Source organism: Scleromatobacter humisilvae, assembly GCF_023231945.1.
Classification (GTDB): Bacteria; Pseudomonadota; Gammaproteobacteria; order Burkholderiales; family Burkholderiaceae_C; genus Scleromatobacter; species Scleromatobacter humisilvae.
The window spans coordinates 134,677-158,792 of the sequence record NZ_JAJLJH010000010.1 but is presented as its reverse complement, the minus strand read 5'-3'; the positions used below and the strand labels follow the sequence as shown (position 1 = coordinate 158,792).

The 24,116-nt window shown below is 68.5% G+C and carries 21 protein-coding genes; 14 read left to right on the top strand and 7 right to left on the bottom strand.

Features of this window, described 5'->3' with window-relative positions:
* Positions 1 to 302: 302 nt before the first annotated feature.
* Positions 303 to 2,693, top strand: a complete 2,391-nt coding sequence (locus LPC04_RS24260; RefSeq protein ID WP_275684883.1) for a glucose/quinate/shikimate family membrane-bound PQQ-dependent dehydrogenase — start codon at positions 303 to 305, stop codon at positions 2,691 to 2,693.
* A gap of 25 nt (positions 2,694 to 2,718) precedes the next feature.
* On the opposite strand, the gene gyrB is transcribed toward LPC04_RS24260, so the two are convergent.
* The 3 genes from gyrB to dnaA form a co-directional block, all read right to left on the bottom strand.
* A complete protein-coding gene (gyrB, locus tag LPC04_RS24255) occupies positions 2,719 to 5,232 on the bottom strand; it encodes a DNA topoisomerase (ATP-hydrolyzing) subunit B (RefSeq protein ID WP_275684952.1) in 2,514 nt (837 codons plus the stop codon).
* A gap of 217 nt (positions 5,233 to 5,449) precedes the next feature.
* On the bottom strand, positions 5,450 to 6,556 hold the full coding sequence (gene dnaN, locus LPC04_RS24250; RefSeq protein WP_275684882.1) for a DNA polymerase III subunit beta: 1,107 nt from the start codon (positions 6,554 to 6,556) through the stop codon (positions 5,450 to 5,452).
* Between the two features lie 345 nt (positions 6,557 to 6,901).
* Positions 6,902 to 8,356 carry a chromosomal replication initiator protein DnaA gene (gene dnaA / locus LPC04_RS24245; protein WP_275684881.1) on the bottom strand — a complete coding sequence of 485 codons (1,455 nt, stop codon included), beginning with the start codon at positions 8,354 to 8,356 and terminating at the stop codon, positions 6,902 to 6,904.
* 179 nt (positions 8,357 to 8,535) lie between these two features.
* Between dnaA and rpmH the strand changes: the two genes are divergently transcribed.
* From rpmH to mnmE, 5 genes are all read left to right on the top strand, one after another.
* Positions 8,536 to 8,670 carry a 50S ribosomal protein L34 gene (rpmH, locus tag LPC04_RS24240; RefSeq protein ID WP_275684880.1) on the top strand — a complete coding sequence of 45 codons (135 nt, stop codon included), beginning with the start codon at positions 8,536 to 8,538 and terminating at the stop codon, positions 8,668 to 8,670.
* A 145-nt stretch (positions 8,671 to 8,815) separates the two neighbouring features.
* Positions 8,816 to 9,520 (top strand): ribonuclease P protein component, encoded by a 705-nt coding sequence (locus tag LPC04_RS24235; RefSeq protein WP_275684879.1) that lies wholly within the window; start codon positions 8,816 to 8,818, stop codon positions 9,518 to 9,520.
* Positions 9,508 to 9,870: a membrane protein insertion efficiency factor YidD gene (gene yidD, locus LPC04_RS24230; RefSeq protein WP_420854763.1), complete on the top strand. Its 363-nt coding sequence runs from the start codon at positions 9,508 to 9,510 to the stop codon at positions 9,868 to 9,870. The genes LPC04_RS24235 and yidD overlap by 13 nt, the downstream gene beginning before the upstream one ends.
* 17 nt (positions 9,871 to 9,887) lie before the next feature.
* A complete protein-coding gene (yidC, locus tag LPC04_RS24225) occupies positions 9,888 to 11,669 on the top strand; it encodes a membrane protein insertase YidC (protein WP_275684878.1) in 1,782 nt (593 codons plus the stop codon).
* Positions 11,670 to 11,751: 82 nt separating this feature from the next.
* Positions 11,752 to 13,140, top strand: coding sequence for a tRNA uridine-5-carboxymethylaminomethyl(34) synthesis GTPase MnmE (mnmE, locus tag LPC04_RS24220; RefSeq protein ID WP_275684877.1), 1,389 nt, complete (start codon positions 11,752 to 11,754; stop codon positions 13,138 to 13,140).
* Positions 13,141 to 13,215: 75 nt separating this feature from the next.
* Here the strand turns inward: mnmE and pepA are convergent, their stop codons facing one another.
* Both pepA and LPC04_RS24210 read right to left on the bottom strand, forming a co-directional pair.
* The gene (gene pepA / locus LPC04_RS24215) at positions 13,216 to 14,022 is read right to left on the bottom strand and encodes a flocculation-associated PEP-CTERM protein PepA (RefSeq protein ID WP_275684876.1); all 807 of its coding nucleotides are present in this window, start codon (positions 14,020 to 14,022) and stop codon (positions 13,216 to 13,218) included.
* A 263-nt stretch (positions 14,023 to 14,285) separates the two neighbouring features.
* Positions 14,286 to 14,585, bottom strand: coding sequence for an ArsR/SmtB family transcription factor (locus LPC04_RS24210; protein WP_275684875.1), 300 nt, complete (start codon positions 14,583 to 14,585; stop codon positions 14,286 to 14,288).
* Positions 14,586 to 14,658: 73 nt separating this feature from the next.
* On the opposite strand from LPC04_RS24210, the gene LPC04_RS24205 reads away from it, so the two are divergent.
* Together LPC04_RS24205 and LPC04_RS24200 are read left to right on the top strand one after the other, a co-directional pair.
* Complete coding sequence (locus LPC04_RS24205) at positions 14,659 to 15,609, top strand: threonine/serine dehydratase (protein WP_275684874.1); 951 nt, start codon at positions 14,659 to 14,661, stop codon at positions 15,607 to 15,609.
* 305 nt (positions 15,610 to 15,914) lie between these two features.
* A complete protein-coding gene (locus LPC04_RS24200; protein ID WP_275684873.1) occupies positions 15,915 to 16,382 on the top strand; it encodes a cyclic nucleotide-binding domain-containing protein in 468 nt (155 codons plus the stop codon).
* On the opposite strand, the gene LPC04_RS24195 is transcribed toward LPC04_RS24200, so the two are convergent.
* Positions 16,383 to 18,383, bottom strand: a complete 2,001-nt coding sequence (locus LPC04_RS24195; protein ID WP_275684872.1) for a monovalent cation:proton antiporter family protein — start codon at positions 18,381 to 18,383, stop codon at positions 16,383 to 16,385.
* A gap of 116 nt (positions 18,384 to 18,499) precedes the next feature.
* Here LPC04_RS24195 and LPC04_RS24190 point away from each other — a divergent pair, with 116 nt between their 5' ends.
* From LPC04_RS24190 to LPC04_RS24175, 4 genes are read left to right on the top strand one after another with little or no spacing between them, the layout of a single operon-like run.
* Positions 18,500 to 19,486, top strand: a complete 987-nt coding sequence (locus LPC04_RS24190) for a KpsF/GutQ family sugar-phosphate isomerase (protein WP_275684871.1) — start codon at positions 18,500 to 18,502, stop codon at positions 19,484 to 19,486.
* Positions 19,486 to 20,070, top strand: coding sequence for a KdsC family phosphatase (locus LPC04_RS24185; RefSeq protein WP_275684870.1), 585 nt, complete (start codon positions 19,486 to 19,488; stop codon positions 20,068 to 20,070). The genes LPC04_RS24190 and LPC04_RS24185 overlap by 1 nt, the downstream gene beginning before the upstream one ends.
* 7 nt (positions 20,071 to 20,077) lie before the next feature.
* Positions 20,078 to 20,800 (top strand): LPS export ABC transporter periplasmic protein LptC, encoded by a 723-nt coding sequence (gene lptC / locus LPC04_RS24180; protein ID WP_275684869.1) that lies wholly within the window; start codon positions 20,078 to 20,080, stop codon positions 20,798 to 20,800.
* On the top strand, positions 20,797 to 21,573 hold the full coding sequence (locus tag LPC04_RS24175; protein WP_275684868.1) for an SDR family oxidoreductase: 777 nt from the start codon (positions 20,797 to 20,799) through the stop codon (positions 21,571 to 21,573). Before lptC ends, LPC04_RS24175 begins: the two co-directional genes overlap by 4 nt.
* 249 nt (positions 21,574 to 21,822) lie before the next feature.
* Here the strand turns inward: LPC04_RS24175 and LPC04_RS24170 are convergent, their stop codons facing one another.
* Positions 21,823 to 22,302, bottom strand: coding sequence for an RNA recognition motif domain-containing protein (locus tag LPC04_RS24170; RefSeq protein ID WP_275684867.1), 480 nt, complete (start codon positions 22,300 to 22,302; stop codon positions 21,823 to 21,825).
* A gap of 359 nt (positions 22,303 to 22,661) precedes the next feature.
* Here LPC04_RS24170 and LPC04_RS24165 point away from each other — a divergent pair, with 359 nt between their 5' ends.
* Positions 22,662 to 23,303, top strand: a complete 642-nt coding sequence (locus LPC04_RS24165; RefSeq protein ID WP_275684950.1) for a MarC family protein — start codon at positions 22,662 to 22,664, stop codon at positions 23,301 to 23,303.
* Between the two features lie 103 nt (positions 23,304 to 23,406).
* The gene (gene creB / locus LPC04_RS24160) at positions 23,407 to 24,111 is read left to right on the top strand and encodes a two-component system response regulator CreB (protein ID WP_275684866.1); all 705 of its coding nucleotides are present in this window, start codon (positions 23,407 to 23,409) and stop codon (positions 24,109 to 24,111) included.
* Positions 24,112 to 24,116: the final 5 nt, after the last annotated feature.

The window sequence follows — 24,116 nt, the reverse complement described above, 5'->3', positions numbered from 1 at the left end:
CCCGGACGATCATCTCTACCGAATCCGGCTGCGCAGCTTCGAGGCCGTCTGCCGGATGATCGGCCAGGGGTGGGCATCGGCATCGTTCCGCAGACCGCCGCCCCACGCGTGCTGATGCTGTGCTTGCGGGACCTCCAAGGGATGTCGCCGCAGGCTCGGCTTCTGCTGCAGCATGTCCTGCGGCGCGCGCCCTGAAGGCTCGATGCCCCGGCGGGGGGATTCCCTGTCGAGGCGTCGACCGTGACAATGAATCGCCCGTCGGCTCGCAGCGACGGAAGATGGCAGGCGCCCAGGAGGTTCGAATGGATCAACCCGGCAGGTCAACGTTGGCACGACAAGTCACCCTCTTCGTGCTGCTGGTCGCTTCCGCGTTCCTGTTGATCGGAGGCGGATGGCTCGCTGCGCTGTCGGGCTCGCTCTACTACGCGGTCGCGGGCGTCGTCCTCGCGTTGGTCACGATCCTGATCTTCAGGCGCAAGCCGGTCGCCAGCCCGCTCCATGCGCTGTTCATGCTCGGAACCGCCGTCTGGGCCGTGGCCGAATGCGGCTTCGACTTCTGGGCCCTCGCGCCGAGACTGGACTTCGTGGTGCTGCTGGGGATCTGGTTGCTCGTCCCGCCGGTGTCGCGCCGACTGGCCATCGCGAGCGCGGCCGGAAATCTGAGCCTGATCGGCGCGCTCGTGGTGTCGGGCGGCGTGCTGGCCTACGCGGCGGTCCACGATCCGCAGGAGCTCGCCGGGACGTTCTCGATGGCGACTGCCCCTGGCCCCGCCGAGACCGGCATGCCCGATGGCGATTGGCGGGCCTACGGACGCACGCAGGCTGGAACGCGGTTCTCTCCGCTGCACCAGATCGACACCGGCAACATCAGCCGACTGCAGGTCGCGTGGACGTTCCAGACCGGCGACTCGAAGACGGCGAACGATCCTGTCGAGATCACCGACGAGGTCACGCCCATCAAGGTCGGTGACACGCTCTACTTGTGCACGCCCCACCAGATCGCCTTCGCGCTCGACGCGGCCACGGGCAAGTTGCGCTGGAAGTTCGACCCCGGGCTCAAGCCGGACCCGAGCTTCCAGCACGTCACCTGCCGCGGTGTCTCGTATTACGAGGCGCCCGATGCCGACAAGCAGGCGGCAGCGTCTGCCGGCAATGCGGTGCCCTGCCTGCGTCGCATCATCCTGCCGGTGAACGACGGGCGCCTGTTCGAGCTCGACGCGGCGACGGGCAAGCGGTGCGACGGCTTCGCGGACCACGGGCAGCTCGACCTGCAGCACCTGCAGCCGGTGACCACGGCCGGCATGTACGAGCCGACGTCCCCGCCGATCGTCACCAACCGGATGATCGTGGTGGCCGGGGCCGTCGAGGACAACTTCTCGACGCGCGAGCCGTCCGGGGCCATCCGCGGCTTCGACGTCGACACGGGCAAGCTGATGTGGGTCTTCGATCCGGGCGCGCCGGATCCGAATGCGATCCCCGACGACCAGCACGCCTTCACGCTGAATTCGCCCAACTCGTGGGCGCCCTCGGCCTACGACGCCGCGCTGGATCTGGTCTACCTTCCCATGGGCGTCACGACGCCCGACATCTGGGGCGGCCATCGGACGAAGGAGCAGGAGCGCTTCGCGAGCGGCGTCCTGGCACTCAACGCGTCCACGGGCAAGTTGGCATGGTTCTACCAGACCGTGCACCACGATCTCTGGGACATGGACGTGCCGGCCCAGCCGACCCTGGTCACCATCGCCGACGCGCAGGGCCAGCCCGTTCCGGCGATCTACGCGCCGACCAAGACCGGCGACATCTTCGTGCTCGACCGACGCACCGGCGTGCCCATCGTGCCAGCACCGGAGAAGCCCGTCCCGCAAGGCGCCGCCAAGGGCGACTGGACGTCGCCGTCGCAGCCCTACTCCGGCCTGACCTACCGCCCGGCACAGCCCCTGACCGACGCCGACATGTGGGGCGCGACGATGTTCGACCAGCTGGTCTGCCGGGTGATGTTCCATCGCCTGCGCTACGAAGGGCCCTTCACGCCGCCATCGGAGCAGGGAACGCTGGTCTTTCCGGGCAACCTGGGCATGTTCGAATGGGGCGGCATCTCGGTCGACGCCGGCCGGCAGCTGGCCATCGCCAATCCGATCGCGCTTCCCTTCGTCTCCCGGCTCATGCCGCGTGGACCGCGCAATCCGATCGAGCCTCGCGCCGGCGAGACGGGCAGCGGCACCGAGAGCGGCATCCAGCCCCAGTACGGACTGCCATACGGCGTGACGCTCAACCCCTTCCTGTCGCCGATCGGCCTGCCCTGCAAGCAACCGGCATGGGGCTTCGTGTCGGCGCTCGATCTCAGGACGAACAAGGTCGTGTGGAAGAAGCGCATCGGAACGGTGCGCGACAGCTCGCCGCTGCCGCTGCCGTTCAAGATGGGCATGCCGATGCTGGGCGGCCCCGTCTCGACGGCGGGCCACGTGTTCTTCATCGGCGCCACGGCAGACAACTACATCCGCGGCTTCAGCAGCGACACGGGCGAACAGCTCTGGACGGCCCGCCTGCCTGCCGGCGGCCAGGCGACCCCGATGACCTACGAGGCCGGCGGCCGCCAGTTCGTGGTCATCGCCGCAGGCGGCCACGGCTCATTCGGCACGCGGCTAGGAGACTACGTCGTGGCTTACGCATTGCCCGGCGAGCCGGCCAGGTGACACGGACACGCGTCGAAGGAGAACTTCAGACGTCGATGTTCGCTGCCCGCAAGGCGTTCAGTTCGATGAAGTTGCGCCGAGGCTCGACCTCGTCGCCCATCAGCATCGTGAACACGTGGTCGGCCTCGATCGCGTCCTCGATCTCCACCTTCAGCAGGCGGCGCACGGTCGGATCCATCGTCGTTTCCCAGAGCTGCTCGGGGTTCATCTCGCCAAGGCCCTTGTAGCGCTGGCGGCCGACGGCGCTTTCGGCCTGGGCCATCAGCCAGACCATCGCGGCGCGGAAGTCGGCGACCTTGCTTTCCTTCTGGCGTTCGCCTTCGCCGCGCTTGACCACGGCCTCGGCGCCCAGCAGTCCCTTGAAGGTGATGCCCGCGGTGCTCAGGGCCTCGTAGTCGGCGCCGTGCACGAAGTCCTGCGTGATGATGCTGGCCTTGGTGTTGCCGTGGTGCTGGCGCTCGATGCGCAGCACGTGCTTGTCGGTGCGCTCGTCGAACTGCGCGCTGACGCGCGCGTCGTGCAGCGCGCCCTCCAGCGCGACGGCGCTGGCCTCGGCCTGCGAGGCGTCGTCAAGGTTGAGCGTCAGGCCGTCGGCGATCGTGCGCAGGGCCTCGACGTCCATCCAGTTCGACAGCCGGTCCATCACGCTGGTGGCCAGCAGATACTTGCGCGCGAGTTCCTCCAGCGCGGAGCCGGTCAACGCGGCGCGGCCTTCGCCAGGCTCGATGGCCGCGCCGTCGAGCGCCACCTTCAGCAGGTAGGCGTTGAGCTCGTCGCCGTCCTTCAGGTACTGCTCGTGCTTGCCCTGCTTGACCTTGTACAGCGGCGGCTGCGCGATGTAGATGTGGCCGCGCTCGACCAGGTCGGGCATCTGGCGATAGAAGAACGTCAGCAGCAGGGTGCGGATATGGGCGCCGTCGACGTCCGCGTCCGTCATGATGATGATGCGGTGGTAGCGCAGCTTGTCCGGGTTGAAGTCGTCGCCGCCCATGCCCTTGCCGATGCCCGTGCCCAGCGCGGTGATCAGCGTCAGGATGGCCTCGGACGACAGCAGCTTCTCGTAGCGCGCCTTCTCGACGTTGAGGATCTTGCCGCGCAGCGGCAGGATCGCCTGGAACTTGCGGTCACGGCCCTGCTTGGCGGAGCCGCCGGCGGAGTCGCCCTCGACGATGTAGATCTCGCACAGCGACGGATCCTTCTCCTGGCAGTCGGCCAGCTTGCCGGGCAGTCCCATGCCGTCGAGGACGCCCTTGCGGCGCGTCATCTCACGCGCCTTGCGCGCCGCGTCACGCGCGCGCGCGGCGTCGACGATCTTGTTGCAGATCGTCTTGGCGTCGGTCGGGTTCTCGAGCAGCCAGTCGTTGAGCAGGCGGCTCACGATGTCCTCGACCGGCGCGCGAACTTCGCTGGAGACCAGCTTGTCCTTGGTCTGGCTGGAGAACTTCGGCTCCGGCACCTTGACGCTGACCACGCAGGCCAGGCCTTCGCGCATGTCGTCGCCGGCGATCTCGACCTTGGCCTTCTTGGCCAGCTCGTTGTCGTCGATGTACTTGTTGATGACGCGCGTCATCGCGGCGCGCAGGCCGGTCAGGTGGGTGCCGCCGTCGCGCTGCGGGATGTTGTTGGTGAAGCACAGCACCGACTCGTTGTACGAATCGTTCCACTGCATCGACACCTCGACGCCGATGTTGGTGTTCTGCTCGCTCGTCTTCTCGCCGATCGCGTGGAAGATGTTCGGGTGCAGGACGCTCTTGCCCTTGTTGATGAACTCGACGAAGCCCTTGACGCCGCCTTCGTAGGCGAAGTTGTCTTCCTTGGCGTTGCGCTCGTCGACTAGGCGGATCTTGACGCCGTTGTTCAGGAACGAGAGCTCGCGCAGGCGCTTGGCCAGGATGTCGTAGTGGAAGTCGACGTTGGTGAAGATCTCGGTGTCGGGCAGGAAGTGCACTTCGGTGCCGCGGCGCTCGGTGTCGCCGGTGATCTTCATCGGGCTGGTCTCGAAGCCGTCGCGGATCTCGATCACGCGATCCTGCGGCACGCCCTTGCGGAACTCGATGAAGTGCTGCTTGCCGTCGCGGCGCACCGTCAGGCGCAGCCAGCTCGAGAGCGCGTTGACGCAGGACACGCCCACGCCGTGCAGGCCGCCCGAGACCTTGTAGCTGTTCTGGTTGAACTTGCCGCCGGCGTGCAGCTCGGTCAGCGCGATCTCGGCCGCTGAGCGCTTGGGCTCGTGCTTGTCGTCCATCTTCACGCCGGTGGGGATGCCGCGGCCGTTGTCGATGACGGAGATCGAGTTGTCGGTGTGGATGGTGACGACGATGTCGTCGCAATAGCCGGCCAGCGCCTCGTCGATCGAGTTGTCGACGACTTCGAAGACCAGGTGGTGCAGGCCGGTGCCGTCGGACGTGTCGCCGATGTACATGCCCGGGCGCTTGCGCACCGCTTCCAGGCCTTCCAGGATCTGGATCGAGCCTTCGCCATAGGCCGCGGAGACCGCGGCCGAATTGGCCTTGATCTCCTCGGGCGACAACGCCGGCATTTCCGGCAGGGCCGGCACGGCGCCGCTGGCGTCGGGCTGCTGCGGGGTCGGAACGTCCTTCGGGGTGTCGTCGGGCGAGGTCTGGTCAGTCATTGCAATTCACTTCCTGGATGCCTGCGCGACGCGGGGTCGACAGGCCATTTCTTGATCCGAACGGAAAAATCCTGGCCGGCCCTCGCGAAACGCCACGAGGGCTGGCCGGCCGCCGAGCGCGGCCTCAGATGCGCATCGGCATCACGACGTACTTGAAGCCGGGTTGCTCCGGCACGGTGATCAGCGCGCTCGAATTGCCGTCCTGCAGCTCGAGCTTGACCATGTCGTGGTCGATGTTGTTGAGCGCGTCCATCAGGTAGGTCACGTTGAAGCCGATCTCGATGGTGTCGCCACCGTAGTCGATCTCGAGTTCTTCCTTGGCCTCTTCCTGCTCGGCGTTGCTCGACGCGATGCGCAGCGCGCCCGGCTCGAGGTTGACGCGCACGCCCTTGAACTTCTCGCTGGTCAGGATGGCCGCGCGCTGCAGGCTCGACAGCAGCGGCTGGCGGCCGAGGATCACCGAGTTCTTGTGGTTCTTCGGGATCACGCGGTTGTAGTCGGGGAACTTGCCTTCCACGAGCTTGGTGACGAACTCGAGGCCCGAGAACGTGAACTTGGCCTGGTTGCCGGCGAAACGCATCTCGATGGGCTCGTCGACGTTGCCCAGCAGGCGCGCCAGCTCCAGCACGGTCTTGCGCGGCAGGATCACCTCCTGCTTCGGGATCTCGGTCTCGAGCGTGGCCTGGGCGAGGCCCAGGCGGTGGCCGTCGGTGGCCACGAGCGTCAGCGTCTTGCCTTCGGCGACGAACAGGATGCCGTTCAGGTAGTAGCGGATGTCGTGCACGGCCATCGCGAAATGCACCTGGTCGATCAGGCTCTTGAGCACCTTCTGCGGCACGCCGAAGCTGGGGCCGAAGTCGACCGCCTCGTTGACCAGCGGGAAGTCGTCCGCCGGCAGCGTCTGCATCGTGAAGCGGCTCTTGCCGGCCTGCAGCGTCAGCTTGGTGCCGCTGGAGGTCAGCGAGACGATCTGGTCGCCCGGAAGCGACTTGAGGATGTCGATCATCTTGCGCGAGCCGACGGTCGTCGACAGCGTGCCTTCGTCGCCACCGAGCGAGGCCGAGGTACGCACCTGGATCTCGAGGTCGCTGGTGGTGAACTCGATCGAGTCGCCGTTCTTGCGCATCAGCACGTTGGCCAGGATGGGCAGGGTATGCCGGCGTTCCACGATCCCCGACACCGCCTGCAACGCGCCAAGCAGTTTTTCCTGAGGCGCTTTGAGAACAATCATGTCTTCCTCTTTTTTAAACCTGGTGGTAGCTGGTAGTGCCCGTCGTGCACTGTGGAGAACTCTATTTTCGCCTGATTTATCAAGGGCTTGGCGACTGCACAAGTCTGGGGGTCCAACCCCTGGTTGTGTTCGGACTCGACGACAACAACTTTCGACCGCCCTGCTTGCCTGTGGATGACTGCCCGGTTGTCCCGAAACGGTCCCCAGAGTTGTGAGTTGACACGGTGCCCGCTGCTCGTCTAGCTACAAGATTGATCGGAGAAACCCCGCGGCGCAGCGCTCGGCCGCTCCGGAGCAGGCGGCGGCCCCCTCGGGGGGTGCTCACGCAGTGAGCGGGGGTCGTCATTATCCTTTGAGGGTCTGTTCGAGGACGTGCAACTGCTGGTTCAGCTCGGTGTTCTTCTGCCGCTCGCCGCCGATCTTGCGCACGGCGTGCAGCACGGTGGTGTGGTCGCGGCCGCCGAACAGCTCGCCGATCTCGGGCAGGCTCTTCTGCGTCAGTTCCTTGGCCAGGTACATCGCGATCTGGCGCGGGCGGGCGATGCTCGCCGGGCGCTTCTTCGAGTACATGTCGGCCACCTTGATCTTGTAGAAGTCGGCCACTGTCTTCTGGATGTTCTCGACGGAGATCTGGCGGTTCTGGATCGACAGCAGATCCTTCAGCGCCTCGCGCGCCAGCGCGATGTTTATGTCCTTCTGCGAGAAGCGCGAGTACGCCAGCACCTTGCGCAGCGCGCCCTCGAGCTCGCGCACGTTGGCGCGCACGTTCTTGGCGATGAAGAACGCCACTTCCTCGGGCATCTGCGCCTGTTCGCCCTCGGCCTTGCGGATCAGGATGGCCACGCGCATCTCGAGCTCGGGCGGCTCGATGGCCACCGTCAGGCCGGAGTCGAAGCGGCTGGTGAGGCGTTCGTCGATGTCGGCGAGACCCTTGGGATAGGTGTCGCTCGTCATGATGATGTGCGCCCGTCGCGACAGCAGCGCCTCGAACGCGTTGAAGAACTCTTCCTGCGTGCGTTCCTTGCCGGCGAAGAACTGCACGTCGTCGATCAGCAGCAGGTCGAGCGAGTGGTACTTGGCCTTGAGCTCGTCGAAGGTTTTGCGCTGGTAGTTCTTGACGACGTCGGAGATGAACTGCTCGGCATGCAGGTAGAGCACGCGGGCGTCGGGCTTGTCCTTGAGCAGCTGGTTGCCCACGGCGTGCACCAGGTGGGTCTTGCCGAGACCGACGCCGCCGTAGACGAACAGCGGGTTGTACATCGCGCCGGGTGCGCCGGCGACGTGCAGCGCGGCGGTGCGGGCCATCTGGTTGGCGCGGCCGGCCACGAGCGTGTCGAAGGTGAGCGCCGGGTTGAGCCGGTGCGAGTTCATCGCCGGCGCGGCATGCATGGGCCGGGCCGGCGTGGCGACGGCGGCGCCATGGCCGTTGGTGGCGGCGGGCGCGGCCAGCGCCTGTTCGAACACCGCGCCGATGCGCTGCGGCGGGTGGCTGGTGATGAAGCCGCCACCGGACGACACCGGCGCATGGCCGGGCGCGGGCGCCTCGCGCGGGGCGAGCGCCAGTTCGAGGCGCACCGGCTTGCCGGCCAGCTCGGTCAGCACGGACTCGATGCGCGAGCTGTATTGCGAGCGGATCCAGTCGAGCTTGAACCGGTTGGGCACGCGCACGTGCGCGACCGCGCCCTCACCTTCATCGGTGAAGTCGGCCGGCGGCAGGGGCCGGATCCAGGTGCTGAATTGTTGTTCGGGCAGCTCGGTCGCGAGTCGCTCGCAACTGCGGTGCCAAAGGTCTAGGGACATTGTGGACAAGTTCTTCTCAAGCCGGCCGATTCTACCCGTGAAGACTCGGCGAAAGAACGGTTATCCACAGAAAGACGCACGCGGTCAATCCCCCTGGATCGCACGGCCGCACGTGGCAAGTCGTTGACTCTTAAGCAGTTTCTCTGCTCTAATCGAGGGTTCCCCGGAGATTTTCATCCATGAAGCGTACCTACCAGCCTTCCAAAGTCCGTCGCGCCCGCACGCACGGCTTCCTCGTCCGCATGAAGACCCGTGGCGGCCGCAGCGTCATCGCTGCCCGTCGCGCCAAGGGTCGCAAGCGTCTCGCCGTCTGATTCCAGACGTCGGACTGAACGCTTCGCCGGTAAGGAATCTCAAGGCGGCTCGCGCCGCCTTCGTCGTCTCTGCGTCGCGCTCCTCGTCGAGGGCGCTGCCGCATGGCGTTGACTTCCTGCTTCACGGCACACCGGGCCGGCGGCCATGACCGCAGGCGACCTCGATTCCCCGCTGCTCGGCCGCATCGTCCGGCCGGCGGACTACGTGCGCGTGCTCGCGACGCCCATGCGTCTGCGCAGCCCCCATTTTGCCGTCCACCACCTGGTCGGCAGGCCGCTGCCTTTGAAGCGTCCGATGGGGCGTGCCGCGCTGGCGCCCGAGGTCTCGAATGCCGTCGATGCGATCGAATCCACCGGCCATGCACCGGTTACTGCCAAGTTGTCTACAGAGTTATCCACAGGACGCGCTGGCGCCTCGGAGACAGGTGTGGACGACTTGCAGGATTCAGGCCCGCAGGCGCTGGGGGAAACCCCGATGACCAGCGGCGGTCTCGACCGCTGGCTGGGACTCGTCGTCCCCAAGCGCCATGCCAAGCGGGCCGTCACGCGCACGCTCGTCAAGCGCCAGATCCGCCACGTCGCCGCGGCCTGTGCCCGACAGCTCGAGCCCGGCCTCTGGGTGGTGCGCCAGCGCTCGCCGTTCGATCCGAAGCAGTTCCCGAGTGCCGCCTCCGACGCCCTGAAAGAAGCGGCGCGGGCGGAGCTGCGCGCACTGTTCGACCGTGCCGTGCGTGGCGAGCGCGACCGCCTCAAGCCGCGGCCCGCGGGCGAGGCGGCGTTGCGGGGCCAGTCGGCGAAGTCGAAGTCCCCGCCGCCCGATACCGCCGAGGGCACGTCGTGCGCGGCCTGAAGACCTTGCTGCGCCTGCCCCGCCTCGCCCTGATCGGGCTGGTGCGCGGCTATCGGCTGCTGTTGAGCCCGTGGGTGGGCCAGAGCTGCCGCTTCGCGCCGACCTGTTCCGTCTATGCGATCCAGGCGCTCGAAAGGCATGGCGCCATCATCGGCACCGGCCTGGCCGGCTGGCGCATCGTGCGTTGCAACCCGTGGTGTCACGGGGGCTGCGACGAAGTCCCCGACAATATGCCTTGGAACCGCCCCAGGGCGTCCCCATCTGCGGGCCTGTTCACCAGCCTGCTGTCCCGTGATTCCGGCTCCGAGCCGGCTGCCGCGACGCCGACGACGGCCGCGACCGACAAATAAAACCTCGAACACCCCACATGACCGAAATTCGCCGCACCCTGCTGCTGGTCGTCTTGATGATGTCGCTGCTGATGCTGTTCGACAAGTGGCGCATCTATCACGGCGAGGCGTCCCTGCTGGCACCGCGTCCGGCGGCCACCAGGACGCTTGCGGCGTCGCCGGCCTCGGCGCCGGTCGTCAACAACGCCGCGCTCGTCGCCGCCGCCACTCCGGCCTCCGGTGCGGCCTCGGCCGTGGCCGTCAACCTGCCGATCGAGGACGTGACGATCCAGACCGACCTTGTCCGGGCCAGGATGAGCACGCTGGGCGGCGACCTGGTCGACCTCGACCTGCTGAAGTACCAGGACGTCGACAACCACAGCGAGATCTGGCGCCAGATCAAGGGCCTGGTCGGCATGCACGAGGCGGTGCCGCCCAAGGCCGACGTGAAGGTGTTCGACACCAACGGCGAGCAGTTCTACGCCGCGCAGACGGGCCTGACCGGCCTGCCCACCGACGGGCTGTCGCACGGCGTGATGCGCCTCGCGAGCACCGAACGCACGCTGGCCGACGGCAAGAACGAGCTCGCCGTGCGCTTCGAGTCGCCCGTGGTCGACGGCGTGCAGCTGGTCAAGACCTACACCTTCCATCGCGGCAGCTACGCGATCGACGTCACGCACGAGGTCGTCAACCACTCGGGCGCGCCGGTCAAGCCCGACCTGTACCTGCAGCTGGTGCGCGACGGCCGCACGCCCCCGGGCGGCTACTTCAACGGTCCGAGCTCGTACACCGGCCCGGCCGTCTACCGCGACGACACCTTCCACAAGATCTCGTTCTCCGACATCGACAAGGGCAAGGCCAAGGACGCGATCGACTCCAAGGCCGTCACCAACAACGGCTGGATCGCGATGATCCAGCACTACTTCTCGTCGGCCTGGATCCTGCCGAAGGACACCTCGCGCAGCTACAGCGTCGGCCAGTTCGCCGCCAGCATCCACGGCCTGACGACCTACTACAGCGCGATGTTCACGCCTGTCGGCACGGTGGCACCGGGCGCCAGCAAGACGGTCAGCGCCACGCTGTTCGCCGGCCCGCAGGAAGAAAAGCTGCTCGCACCGCTGGCACCCAACCTCGAGCAGGTCAAGGACTACGGCCTGCTCAAGATCATCGCCCAGCCGCTGTTCTGGCTGCTGAGCAAGATCCACTCGGTGATCGGCAACTGGGGCTGGTCGATCGTCGCGCTGGTGGTGCTGCTGAAGATCGCGTTCTACGGCCTCAACGCCAACGCGTACCGCTCGATGGCCAAGATGAAGGCGGTCAATCCGCGCATCCAGGAGCTCAACGTCCGCTACAAGGACAACCCGCAGCAGAAGCAGCAGGAGATCATGAAGATCTATCGCGAGGAGAAGGTCAATCCTCTCGGCGGCTGCCTGCCGATCTTCATCCAGATGCCGATCTTCATCGCGCTGTTCACGGTGCTGACGTCGTCGGCCGAGATGCGCGGCGCACCGTGGCTGGGCTGGATCCACGACCTGTCCATCATGGATCCGTACGCGATCCTGCCGATCCTGATGACGGCCACGTCGCTGCTGCAGGTCTCGCTGCAGCCCACGCCGGCCGACCCGGTGCAGGCCAAGATGATGTGGCTGATGCCGCTCGCCTTCAGCGCCGCGCTGTTCTCGTTCCCGGCCGGCCTGACGCTGTACTGGGTCACGAACAACACGCTGACCATCGTCCAGCAGTGGCTCATCAATCGCCAGATCAACGGCGAGAAGGCCAAGGGCCTGAAGGCCACCGACGCGAAGGTCGTCAAGGGCTGACACGCGCCGCGCCGCACGAGGACGCCGCGACCGGCCTGCGCCGCTCGCGGCGTTTTTCATGGGCGGCGACAATCGGGGCACGATGAACACCGCCGCCTCGCTCACTCACCTGAACGACCCGATCGTCGCGATCGCCACCGCGCCCGGACGCGGCGCCGTGGGCATCGTGCGGGCGTCTGGGCGCGACCTGTCGACGCTGATCGACGCCGTCTGCGCGCGGCCACTGACGCCGCGCTTCGCGCACTACGGGCCCATCCTCGACGCGCAGGGGCAGGCGCTCGACCAGGGCCTGGCCATCCACTTCCCCGCGCCGAATTCGTACACCGGCGAGGACGTGCTGGAGCTGCAGGCGCACGGCGGCCCGGTGGTGCTGCAGCTGATCCTCGCACGCCTGCTCGAGGCCGGCCGCGGCATCGGGCTGCGCCTGGCCAACCCGGGCGAGTTCACGGCGCGTGCGTTCTTCAACGACAAGCTCGATCTTGCGCAGGCCGAGGCCGTCGCCGACCTGATCGACGCCAGCACCGAGGCCGCCGCGCGTTCGGCCGGCCGCTCGCTGGCGGGCGCGTTCTCCAAGGAGATAGCCGGCCTCGCGCAGCGCATCGTGCACCTGCGCATGCTGGTCGAGGCGACGCTCGACTTTCCCGAAGAAGAGATCGACTTCCTCGAGCGTGCCGGCGCGCGCCGGCAGCTCGCCGACATCCGCGCCCAGCTCGACGCCGTGATGGCGCGCGCGCGCCAGGGCGCGCTGCTGCGCGAGGGACTGCGCGTCGTGCTCGCGGGCGCGCCCAACGTCGGCAAGAGCTCGCTGTTGAACGCGCTGGCCGGCGCGGAGCTGGCCATCGTCACGCCGATCGCGGGCACCACGCGCGACCGCATCACCGAGACGATCCAGATCCACGGCGTGCCGGTGCATGTGATCGACACCGCGGGCCTGCGCGATGCCAGCGACGAGGTCGAGAAGCTGGGCATCGCGCGCAGCTGGCAGGCGATCGCCGATGCGGACGCCGTGCTCTTCCTGCACGATCTCAGCCGCGCCGACGATCCGCGGGCCCGGGCCGACGACGCGGCCATCGCCGACGAGCTCGCGCGCGCGCACGCGGCCGAGCCGCTGCACGTCTTCAACAAGCGCGACCTCGCGCCGGATCACGCGCTGCCCGAAGGCGCGCTCGCGCTGTCCGCGCAGACCGGCGCCGGCCTCGACGCGCTGCGCGACGCCCTGCTGGAACGCGCCGGCGCCACGCATGTGCCCGACGGCGTCTTCATCGCGCGCACGCGTCACGTGCAGGCGCTCGCGCGCACGGACGAGCACCTGCAGCTGGCGCAGTCGCACGCCGATCAGCGCGACGCGGCGCTCGACCTGTTCGCGGAAGAACTGCGCCTGGCGCACGGCGCGCTCGGCGAGATCACGGGGCAGTTCACCGCGGACGACCTGCTGGGCGAGATCTTCGGGCGCTTCTGCATCGGCAAGTAGAACGCCCCTGGCGATCCGAAGAAGGCCAGGGGCGCGGTGCAATCCCGATGCGCGCACTCAAGCGCGTCGGAGCGATCAGTTGCGGCGGCGCTGGCGCACGACCATGAAGCCGAGCAGCGCGGCGCCCATCATCATCATCGGTGCGGGCTCGGGCACCGAGCTGGCGAAGACGGCGTTGAGCGTGCCGCTCGAGGTGACGGTGCCGCCGATGGTCACCGGGAAGCCTTCGACCTGGCCCGACTGCAGGTTCAGCGAATAGAACGGGCTCGGTGCGACGAAGAAGCTCGAGCCGGCCGCCGTCAGCGCGAACGAGGTCTCCTGGCCGAACGCGCCGCACAGGTTGGGCGCCGTGCAGTCCACCGAACCGTTGCCCATGATGCCGGTGCCGGTGGCCAGCGTCGTGATGACGTCGCCGTTGGCATCGATCGTGTACGCGCCGCCGGGCGCGGCCGGTGCGTTGAACGAGGCGTTGGCGCCGGCGTCGTAGCTGAGGGTCATCGTGCCGCCGGGCGTCAGCGAGAACGTCGTCGTGCCGCCGCTGGTGGAGTAGGTGCCGGAGCCGTTCAGGATGGCCAGCAGCTGGTAGTTCGAGCCCAGGCCGGTCTGGCCGGCGTTCAGGCTCTTCGACAGGCTGGGGTCGGTGTCGTCGATGTTGAAGCCCTGGGCCGTGAAGTCGAGGCTCACCACGAAGGTCGAGGCGGACGTGAACGTCAGCTGCTCGTGATATTGCCCGCTGATGTCGTTGGCGACGAACGTGCCGAGGCTGCCGCCACCGCCGAGCGCGGACGTGTTGACGGTGAAGTCGGGATAGATGGGCGTGGCGGCGGCGGCGCCGGCGGCGAGCGCCGCGCAGGCGGCGACCATGAGTCGGGTGATCTTCATCGCATGTCTCCGGTGATGAAAAGGGGGAAGCAGAGACAGACATTGGCAATCGCCATGCGCGAAAGTCGGGTATGAGGGAAAGTTCCTGTTTGGTGGATTTCCCGTGTCGGATTTCACGAATGAGGGCCTCGCGGCGCCTGAGACCGCGAGGCGGCGCCTGCCGCTTTTGACGGCACGAACGCGCGGGCTGGCGTTCCGCGTCGGCATTGCTTGCAAGCCCGAGTCGCGGCGACCGCGAGCGCTGCTCGACAGCGGGCGGCGTCTCAGAGGCGCTTGGCGATGGCCGACTTCAGCGCCCGCAGCGCGCGCTCGTCGCGCTTGTAGAACGTCCACTGCCTGATGCGCTTCGACGTCAGCAGCCCGGCTCCGGTCATCATCTTCAGGTGCACGCTCGCCGTGGGCTGGCTGACGCCGAGCTTCTGCGCGATCAGCAGCCCGCAGACGCCGTCCTTGACCAGGTCGCCGTCGACCTGCGGCGGGAAGTGCGCGCGCGGATCCTTCAGCCATTCGAGGATCTGCAGGCGCCGCTCGCTGGCCAGGGCACGGTAGACATCGACGGTCATGGCGGGGCTCGCGATGCGGCTTGACGCTTAGTTTATTAGCTAATTATAGTCGTCCTGCAACCGGACACGAACCATGGACCCGACTTCATTGCTGACGCGGACCCGCATTGAGCAGGCCGCAGCCACGCTGCACCGCCACGTCCGGCGCACGCCGGTGCTGGAGGTCGACGGCGCGGATCTCGGGCTGCCGGGCGTCGAGCTCGTGTTCAAGCTCGAGTTCCTGCAGCACGGGGGCTCGTTCAAGGCGCGCGGCGCCTTGCTGAACCTGCTCACGCGGCGCGTGCCGTCGGCCGGCGTCGTCGCGGCCTCGGGCGGCAACCACGGCGTGGCGGTCGCCTTCGCCGCGCAGCGCACCGGCCATGCCGCAACCATCTTCGTGCCCAGCGTCTGCTCGCCGAGCAAGCTGGCGCAGATCGCGCTGCACGGCGCCGAGATCCGCATCGCAGGCGATCGCTACGCCGATGCACTGGCCGCCAGCCAGGTCTGGCAGCGCGAGACCGACGCCCTCGCGATCCACGCATTCGACCAGGTGGAGACGCTGCTGGGGCAGGCCACCGTGGCCGTCGAGTTCGAACAGCAGGCGCCGTCGCTCGATGCCGTGCTGGTCGCCGTGGGCGGCGGCGGGCTCATCGGCGGCATGGCGGCGTGGTACCAGGGCCGCACGCGTCTCGTCGCGGTGGAACCCGAGGCCGCGCCGACGCTGACGCTCGCGCTTGCGGCCGGCCATCCGGTGGACGCGCCCGCCGGCGGCGTGGCGGCGGACTCGCTCGCGCCGCGCCAGGTCGGCGCCCTGATGTTTCCGTTGGCGCAACGTCACGTGGCGCAGGCCGTGCTGGTCAGCGACGAAGCGATTGGCGAGGCCCAGCGGACGCTCTGGCGCGTCTTGCGCGTGGTGGCCGAACCCGGCGGCGCGGCGGCATTCGCGGCACTGCAGTCCGGTGCGTGGCCCGTCAAGCCGGGCGAGCGCATCGGCGTCCTGCTGTGCGGCGCCAATACCGACGCCGTCCAATTCCCGGCAGCCTGAATCTGCGGACACGCTTCGTCGCTCTCGGGAGCCTCCCCGAGACAGGGCTTGTCACCGCGAGCCGCGCCCGCACGACGTGAAGTGAGCGCGCGCCGCTGCCGATAACGGCACCATCCGGATCCTGACGCCTCGCTGCGTCCCGCAGACACGACAGACGGCGCCCTCGCGCCGACGGACGTCGCACTTTGCCTTGCCGGCGTCGGGTGGCGACGTGACAATTGGTGTCAAATGCCTGCCAACAGGCACGATGGCGCACCGCAACCCAGCTTGGGAGGGAGTGGCGTCGTCGGGTGAGGATTCCAAGAATGAACGTTGCAAACCTGGTCCAGGCCATCCACACGCTGAACGCGTACGACGCGTTCCGGCCGCGCTTTTCGCCGGAGAACTGGCGCGTGGTGGGCTCGTACCTGATCCGTCGCGAGATGCGGGGCGGCGACGTCCTGATCTACCAGGGCGACTCCGATCGCACGATGTATTTCCTCGAGTCGGGCACCCTGCAGGTCTACGTGCGCGGCACGGCGACGTCGGCGGCCAAGATCGCGCTGCTGCGCGCGGGCGCCATCGTCGGCGAGCCGGCGTTGTTCGGCGAGACGATGCGCATGGCGCAGGTCGACGCGATCGCGCCGAGCATCGTCTGGGCACTGAGCCGTCCGCGTCTCGACGAGATGCTGGCCAGCCAGCCCGAGCTCGCCTACGAGATCCTGCGCGCTTCCGGCGCGGTGATGGCCGAGCGCATGCGCGGCACGCTGGAGCGCGGCACGCCGGTGGCCTGATCAGGCGCCGGTCGTCAGCCTTTCTTCCGCGGCCTGCAAGGGATCGGGCATGCCCGCCAGCACCAGCGTGTCGCCCGCGGCCAGGCGCTGATCGGGGTTGGGCGGCAGCACGCGGCCGTTGGACAGCCGCAGCGACACCACGTGCACGCCGTCGGCGTCGACGCCCGTCTCGCCCAGCGTGCGGCCCGCCGCCGCGCCGTTGGCCGGGATCGTGACGCTGGCGAGTCGCGCCTGTTGCTGGTCGCCGGCCTCGTCGTCGTCGGCGCCGTGGAAGAAACCGCGCAGCAGGCCGTAGCGCGCCTCGCGCGCGTCGCGCGCGAGGCGGATGACGCGCCGCATCGGCACGCCCACCAGCGCCAGCGCGTGCGAGGCCAGCATCAGCGAGCCCTCGATCGCCTCGGGCACGACCTCGGTGGCGCCGGCGGCCTTGAGCGCCTCGAGATCCGTGTCGTCGATCGTGCGCACGATCACCGGCACGCGCGGCGCATGCGTCTGCACGAGGTGCAGCACCTTCAGCGCGGAGGGGGTGTCGTGGTAGCTGCAGACGACGGCGCTGGCGCGCGCGAGGCCGGCAGCCATCAGGCTGGACAGGCGCGCCGCGTCGCCGAAGACGACGTTCTGGCCGGCGGCCGCGGCCTGGCGCACGCGGTCGGGGTCCAGATCGAGCGCCATGAACGGGATGCGCTCGACCTCCAGCATGCGCGCCAGGTTCTGGCCGGAGCGGCCGTAGCCGCAGATGATCACGTGCTTCTCGGTGGTGATCGCGCGCTTGGCGATCGACGTCAGCGCCACCGACTGCATCAGCCAGTCGCTGCTCGCCAGCTTCATCACGATTCGGTTGGCGTAGAGGATCAGGAACGGCGACGCCAGCATCGACAGCACCATGCTGGCCAGCACCGGCGCGACCCAGCGCTCGGGCAGCACCTGGTTGTCGGTGCCCAGCGTCAGCAGCACGAAGCCGAACTCGCCGGCCTGCGCGAGGTAGAGCCCGGTGCGCAGCGCCACGCCCGGCGCGCCGCCGAAGATGCGCGCCAGGCCGGCCACCAGCCCGGCCTTCACGAGGATGGGCAGCGTCGTCAGCACGATCACGAGGCCCCACTCGTCGGCCAGCGTGTGCCAGTCGAGCTTCATGCCGATCGTGATGAAGAACAGGCCCAGCAGCACGTCGTGGAACGGCCGGATGTCGGTCTCGACCTGGTGCTTGTATTCGGTCTCGGCGATCAGCATGCCGGCGACGAACGCGCCGAGCGCGAGCGACAGGCCGGCCAGCTCGGTGACGGCCGCCAGCCCCAGCGTCACGCCCAGCAGGCTCAGCATGAACAGCTCGTCGCTCTTGCGCCGCGAGATGGCGGTGAGGAACCACTTCATCACCTTCTGGCCTCCGGACAGCAGCACCGCCAGCACGACGACGGCCTTGATGACGGCGGGCACCAGCGTCTTGAGCAGGTCCTTGGTGTCGCCGCCGAGGGCCGGGATGATGACCAGCAGCGGCACGACGGCCAGGTCCTGGAACAGCAGCACGCCCATCACGCGGCGTCCGTGCTCGCTCTCGAGCTCCAGCCGCTCGGCCATCAGCTTGACGACCAGCGCCGTGCTGGACATCGCCATCGCGCTGCCGAGGACGGCGGCGGCCTGCCAGGAGAGATCCCAGTGGCGCCCGAACAGCGCGAAGAGCCAGGTCAGCGCCAGGTTGCCGCCCATCGCGCCGACGATGGTCAGGACGACCTGCGACGCGCCGAGCCCGAAGACCAGCGTGCGCATCGCGCGCAGCTTGGGCAGGTTGAACTCCAGCCCGATCACGAACATCAGGAACACGACGCCGAACTCGGCCAGCGCGCGCACGCCCGCGGTGTCGTGCGCCAGCTGCAGCGCGTTCGGACCGATGATGACGCCCGCGACGAGGTAGCCCAGCACCGGCGGCAGCCGCAGCATGCGAAAGCCGACGACGCCCGCGATGGCGGCGGCCAGGTACAACAGGACGAGCTCGAGGGTCGAGGCCATGCGGCACCGGGTTGGACGCGGCGGATGGCCGCGCGGGTGGAGGGTGGTCCAGCGCCCTACCCGAAAGGAGCCGGGACACTAGAATCACCTCCATCCTAGAACACAGGCAGCCCACTTTGACAAACGACTTGCCGTTCGACGCCGAACGCGCATTGCACCTGGCCCGCCAGACCTTCCAGATCGAGGCCGACGCCCTGCTGGGCATGCAGCGGCGACTGACCGCCGAGTTCGCGCGGGCGGTCGAGACCATCCTGCGCTGCGAGCACCGTGTCGTCGTCATGGGCATGGGCAAGAGCGGCCACGTGGGCCGCAAGATCGCCGCCACGCTGGCGTCCACCGGCACGCCGTCGTTCTTCGTGCATCCGGCCGAGGCGGCGCACGGCGACCTCGGCATGGTGACCTCGGGCGACGTCTGCCTGCTGATCTCGAACTCGGGCGAGTCCAGCGAGCTGAGCGCCATCATCCCGGCGCTGCGGCGCCTGGGCGTGACGCTCGTCGCGCTCACCGGGCGGTCCGACTCGTCGCTGGCCAAGGTCTGCGACATCGTGCTGTCCTGCGCGGTCGACAAGGAGGCCTGCACGCTGGACCTCGCGCCGACGGCCAGCACCACGGCGCAGATGGCCATGGGCGACGCGCTCGCGGTGGCGCTGCTCGACGCGCGCGGCTTCCGCGAGGAGGACTTCGCGCTGTCGCACCCCGGCGGCGCCCTCGGCCGCAAGCTGCTCACGCACGTGTCCGACCTGATGCGCACCGGCGACGGCGTGCCGCGCGTCGCGCGCGACGCGAGCTTCTCGGCGCTGCTGCAGGAGATGTCGAGCAAGGGCCTGGGCCTCGCGGCCATCGTCGAGGGCCATACGCCGGTGGGTATCTTCACCGACGGCGACCTGCGCCGCCTGATCGAGACCGGCGCCGACCTGCGCCAACGCGTCGCGCACGAGGTGATGCATCCGCGCCCGCACCTGATCCGCTCGGGCGCGCTGGCCGTCGACGCCGCCGACCTGATGGAGCGCCATCGCATCACGAGCCTGCTGGTGGTCGACGGCAAGGGCGAGCTCGTGGGCGCGCTCAACACCTACGACCTGCTGCGCGCGAAGGTGATCTGATGACGGCCACACCGAAATCGCACCTGAGCTTCCCGCCCGACGTGCTCGTGAAGGCGCAGGGCGAGGGCAGCGGCATCAAGGCCGCGATCTTCGACGTCGACGGCGTTCTCACCGACGGCACGATCTGGATCACCGAGGCCGGCGAGACGCTGAAGAACTTCAACGTGCTCGATGGCCAGGGGCTGCTGATGCTGCGCAAGGGCGGGATCACGCCGATCGTCATCACCGGGCGCGATTCGCCGGCGGTTCGGCGCCGCGTGTCCGACCTGGGGCTGCCGCACGCCGCCTTCGGGGCGTCCGACAAGGTGGCCGCCGCCAACGAGATCCTGCAGGCGCTGGGCGTCGACTGGGGCGACGTCGCCGTGATCGGCGACGACTGGCCCGACCTGCCGCTGTTCGCCAACGCCGGCTTCGCGTGCGCGCCCGCGGACGCGCACGCGGAGGCCACCGGCGCCGCGCACTACGTGACGGCCCGCGAGGGCGGACGCGGCGCCGCGCGCGAGTTCTGCGACCTGCTGCTGATGGCCAACGGCCTGTACGCGCCGCTGATGACCAAGCTGCTGGTGACGCTGGACGCCAGGTAAGCCGCCGATGAAGGCCGAACTCCACATCCCCGACCTGCCGGAAGTGCCGGTCGCGCTCAGTCCGCTGCATCCGCCGCTGGACGACCAGCAGCGCCGCACGCCGCTCAGCTGGCCGGTGCGCACGCGCGAGCGGGTCGTCGGCTACCTGCCGCTGATGCTGATGGTGGGCCTGGCGCTCGGCACCTGGCTGATCGCCAAGAACACGCCCGGACTGCTGGCGCCGTCGGGGCCGGCCGTGGTCAAGCACGAGGCCGACTACACGCTCGACCAGTTCGACCTGCAGCGCTTCGACCCCGCCGGTGCGCTGAAGGTGGAGATCCAGGGCGAGCACATGCAGCACTTCCCCGACGACGACATCATGGAGGTCGAGCAGATCCGCGTCGTCACCACCGAGCCGGACGGCCGCCGCATGATCGCCACCGCGCTGCACGGCCGCGCGCGCGGCGACAGCAGCGAGGTGTGGCTGGACGGCCAGGGCCAGGTCGTCTCGGAAGCCCCGGGCGAACTGCCGATCCGGATGAACGGCGAGCACCTGCACGCGTTCCCGAAGCTGCGCCAGCTCGACTCGAAATACATGGTCATCGTGCGCCAGGGCGACAGCGAGTTCAACGCCGATGGCCTGGAATACGACGACAACACGCGGCTGCTCACGCTGCACGGCAACGTGCACGCGTTGATGCAGTCGGCCCTGCGCAAGTCGGTGGCGAGCAAAAGCGCCGCCCAGAAATGACGGCGCCACTGCTGTTCATCACCGGGGCGTCCAGCGGGATCGGCCAGGCGATGGCGCTCGAATGGGCGCGCCGCGGCGGCCGGCTGGCGCTGGTCGCACGGCGCGGCGACGAGATGCGGACCTGGGTCGCGGCGCAGGGCTGGTCGTCCGAGAGGGCGACGGTCTACGTGGCCGATGCGCGCGACATGGCCGCGATGGTGGCGGCCGGCCGCGCGTGCATCGAGGCGCAGGGGCTGCCGGACGTCGTCATCGCGAGCGCCGGCATCAGCGTCGGCGTCGACCTGGGCGTCGAGGCCGACCTCGAGGTGCTGCGTGCCGTCATCGAGACCAACGACCTCGGCCTGGCCGCCACCTTCCAGCCGTTCATCGCGCCGATGTGCGCGCGGCGCAGCGGCCGCCTGGTGGGCATCGCGAGCGTGGCGGGCATCCGCGGGCTGCCGGGCCATGCGGCCTATTCGCTCAGCAAGGCGGGCGTGATCAGTTTGTGCGAGAGCCTGCGCGTCGAATGCCGGCCGTTCGGGGTGCGCGTCGTGACGATCGCGCCCGGGTATATCGATACCCCGCTGACGCGCGGCAATTCATACTCCATGCCATTCCTGATGCCGGCCGACAAATTCGCGCGCCAGGCATTGGACGCGATTGCCGCGGGCGTGGGGCTGCGCGTGATTCCCTGGCAGATGGGAATGCTGGCGCGCGTCCTGCGGATACTGCCCGACTGGATATATGACCGCGCCGTCTCCGGCCGCGGGCGCAAAGCGCGAAAGGCACAGTGAGCGCTCGCTAAGCGTCCGAGCCATGTCCGTGGCGCCAGTGTGCCGGTGTCCGATGCGATTTTCAGGCAACTGAGCGCCCACGCGTGCGTCGCATCCCGCAATCAGGGTATTGATGCCCGCGGTTCCGCCGACGCCGTGCGTCTGGCTGGAGATGCGCCGCGGCCCATGAAAAAAGCCCAGGCGCCGAAAGGCGCCTGGGCTTGATTCATTCAAACCGACAGATGCGTGTCAGTAACAGAGAGCCGGTGCTCAGTAGCCGCCGCGGCCACCACCGCCACCGCCGTAGCCGCCGCCGCCGCCGGAACGGCCACCGCCGCCGCCGCCGTAGCCGCCGCCACCACCGGAGCGGCCACCGCCGCCGCCGCCACCACCGTAGCCGCCACCGCCACCACCGCCGTAGCCGCCGCCACCACCGCCGCCGGAGCGGCCACCGCCGCCGTACGGGCTGCGCGGGGCGCCGCTGAAGCCGCCCGGACGCTCTTCGCGCGGACGTGCTTCGTTGACGACCAGGGGACGGCCTTCCAGGGGTTGGCCATTCATGCCATTGATGGCTGCTTGCGCTTCAGCGTCCGAGCCCATTTCCACGAAGCCGAAGCCCTTGGAACGACCGGTTTCGCGATCCATCATGACCTTGGCGGACGTGACGGTACCGAATTGGCTGAAAGACTCTTGCAGTGACTCGTCGCGGACGCTATAGGCCAGGTTGCCTACGTACAGTTTGTTTCCCACTGGGAAAGCCCTTTCAAAGATAAAAAACTATGTGGAGCTTCAACCCAGCGTGATCCATCAAGCGAAGGCGCCGCAACCAGACACAGCATCAACGGGAGACAGTCGCGCGAAGCAACCGCTGCCCTGGAATGATTATGAGCCTAACAAATCACGAAACGCAAAGCGCAGTCAAGGAAATTGTTGTTTTGTCGTTTCGCGACGTTGAACCCCCCACTTTCTAGGTGAAAGAGGCCGATTTCGAGCATTTGGCGGCGGTTTGGACAACGGGTTTTCCCGCAATCGCGCCGCCTGTCGAGAACGCGCGACGGAACTTCGTTGCGCCAATCGACTCGGCCGCAGCGAGAATCGCACCCATGGATCTGCACCTGCTCAAGCCGCTCGTCGCCCTGCTGGCGATCGTCAACCCGATCGGCGCGATTCCGTTCTTCCTGCATTTCACGCAGAACCTGACGCGCGAGCAGCGCAAGCGCACCGTGCGCGTCGCGTCGATCGCGTCGTTCACCGTGATCGCGACGAGCGCGATCGCCGGCCTGCAGATCATCGAGTTCTTCGGCATCACCATCGCGTCGTTCCAGGTCGGCGGCGGGCTGCTGCTGCTGGTCTCGTCGATGAACATGCTCAACGCGCAGCAGGCCGAGAGCCGCGGCTCGGATGTCGGCGACGGCCAGGCCAAGGCCGACGCCGGCGACTCCATCGCCATCGTGCCGCTGACGATCCCGCTGCTGACCGGGCCGGCCACGATCTCGACGATGGTCATCTACGCCGACAAGACGCGCACGCTGTTCGAGCACGCCGTGCTGGTCGGCTACGGCGTCGTCATCGGCGCGGCCACGTTCGCGTCGTTCGCGGCCGCCGGCCGCATCGCCAGGCTGCTGGGCCGCACCGGCATCAACGTGATGACGCGGCTGATGGGCCTGATCCTGGCGGCCATGGCGGTCGAACTGCTGTCCGACGGCCTGACGAAGCTCTTCCCGGCGCTGGCCGGGGGCGTGCCGCATTGAGACATCCTGCGTCAGCCTGTTTGCGGGCCGTGCGCCGGGCCTCCCCAAGAAGGCCCGCAGTCCCCTCGGACGGAGCACCGTACCCGGCGCGGGAGGGGCTCCAGTGAACGCCCGCATCCTGCTTCTCGAGGACGACCCGGCCATCGCCGGCACCGTCGCCTTCGCGCTGGAGCGCGAGGGGCTGGCGGTCGACCACGTGCTGCTGGTCGGCGCCGCGCGCGCGTCCGCGGCGGCCGTGTTGCCGGCGCTGGCGATCCTGGATGTCGGGTTGCCGGACGGCAGTGGCCTGGACCTGTGCCGCGAGTGGCGCCAGTCCGGCAACGACGCGCTGCGCGCGCTGCCCATCCTGATGCTGACGGCGCGCGCCGAGGAGCTCGACCGCGTGGTCGGCCTCGAGCTGGGCGCCGACGACTACCTGACCAAGCCGTTCAGCCCGCGCGAACTCGTGGCCCGCGTGCGTGCGCTGCTGCGGCGCGCGGCGCTGGCGCCCGCGGCCGCGCCGCCGGCCGCGGCCGGGCTGTTCGAACTGGACGCCGAGGGCCAGCGCATCCGCTTCGCCGGCCAGTGGCTCGCACTCACGCGGCTCGAATTCGGCCTGCTGCGCGCGCTGCTGCGCACGCCCGGGCGCATACGCTCGCGCGAGGCGCTGCTCGACGAGGTCTGGGGCGCCGACGGCGACGCCACCGATCGCACCGTCGATACCCACGTCAAGACGCTGCGTGCCAAACTGCGCGCGGTGCGCCCTGAGCTGGAACCGATCGCCACGCATCGGGGCATGGGCTACTCCCTCGAACCCGCTTCACGCTGATTGCC

Excerpts from the sequence above, each read along its gene's own strand:
- LPC04_RS24260 (WP_275684883.1), top strand. The coding sequence starts at position 303 with ATGGATCAACCCGGCAGGTCAACGTTGGCACGACAAGTCACCCTCTTC.
- LPC04_RS24185 (WP_275684870.1), top strand. The coding sequence starts at position 19,486 with ATGACGGCCACACCGAAATCGCACCTGAGCTTCCCGCCCGACGTGCTC.
- dnaN (WP_275684882.1), bottom strand. The coding sequence starts at position 6,556 with ATGATTGTTCTCAAAGCGCCTCAGGAAAAACTGCTTGGCGCGTTGCAG.
- pepA (WP_275684876.1), bottom strand. The coding sequence starts at position 14,022 with ATGAAGATCACCCGACTCATGGTCGCCGCCTGCGCGGCGCTCGCCGCC.
- rpmH (WP_275684880.1), top strand. The coding sequence starts at position 8,536 with ATGAAGCGTACCTACCAGCCTTCCAAAGTCCGTCGCGCCCGCACGCAC.
- gyrB (WP_275684952.1), bottom strand. The coding sequence starts at position 5,232 with ATGCCGGCGTTGTCGCCCGAGGAGATCAAGGCCAATTCGGCCGCGGTC.
- LPC04_RS24195 (WP_275684872.1), bottom strand. The coding sequence starts at position 18,383 with ATGGCCTCGACCCTCGAGCTCGTCCTGTTGTACCTGGCCGCCGCCATC.
- LPC04_RS24235 (WP_275684879.1), top strand. The coding sequence starts at position 8,816 with ATGACCGCAGGCGACCTCGATTCCCCGCTGCTCGGCCGCATCGTCCGG.
- dnaA (WP_275684881.1), bottom strand. The coding sequence starts at position 8,356 with ATGTCCCTAGACCTTTGGCACCGCAGTTGCGAGCGACTCGCGACCGAG.
- LPC04_RS24175 (WP_275684868.1), top strand. The coding sequence starts at position 20,797 with ATGACGGCGCCACTGCTGTTCATCACCGGGGCGTCCAGCGGGATCGGC.
- yidC (WP_275684878.1), top strand. The coding sequence starts at position 9,888 with ATGACCGAAATTCGCCGCACCCTGCTGCTGGTCGTCTTGATGATGTCG.
- LPC04_RS24200 (WP_275684873.1), top strand. The coding sequence starts at position 15,915 with ATGAACGTTGCAAACCTGGTCCAGGCCATCCACACGCTGAACGCGTAC.
- lptC (WP_275684869.1), top strand. The coding sequence starts at position 20,078 with ATGAAGGCCGAACTCCACATCCCCGACCTGCCGGAAGTGCCGGTCGCG.
- LPC04_RS24210 (WP_275684875.1), bottom strand. The coding sequence starts at position 14,585 with ATGACCGTCGATGTCTACCGTGCCCTGGCCAGCGAGCGGCGCCTGCAG.
- mnmE (WP_275684877.1), top strand. The coding sequence starts at position 11,752 with ATGAACACCGCCGCCTCGCTCACTCACCTGAACGACCCGATCGTCGCG.
- LPC04_RS24205 (WP_275684874.1), top strand. The coding sequence starts at position 14,659 with ATGGACCCGACTTCATTGCTGACGCGGACCCGCATTGAGCAGGCCGCA.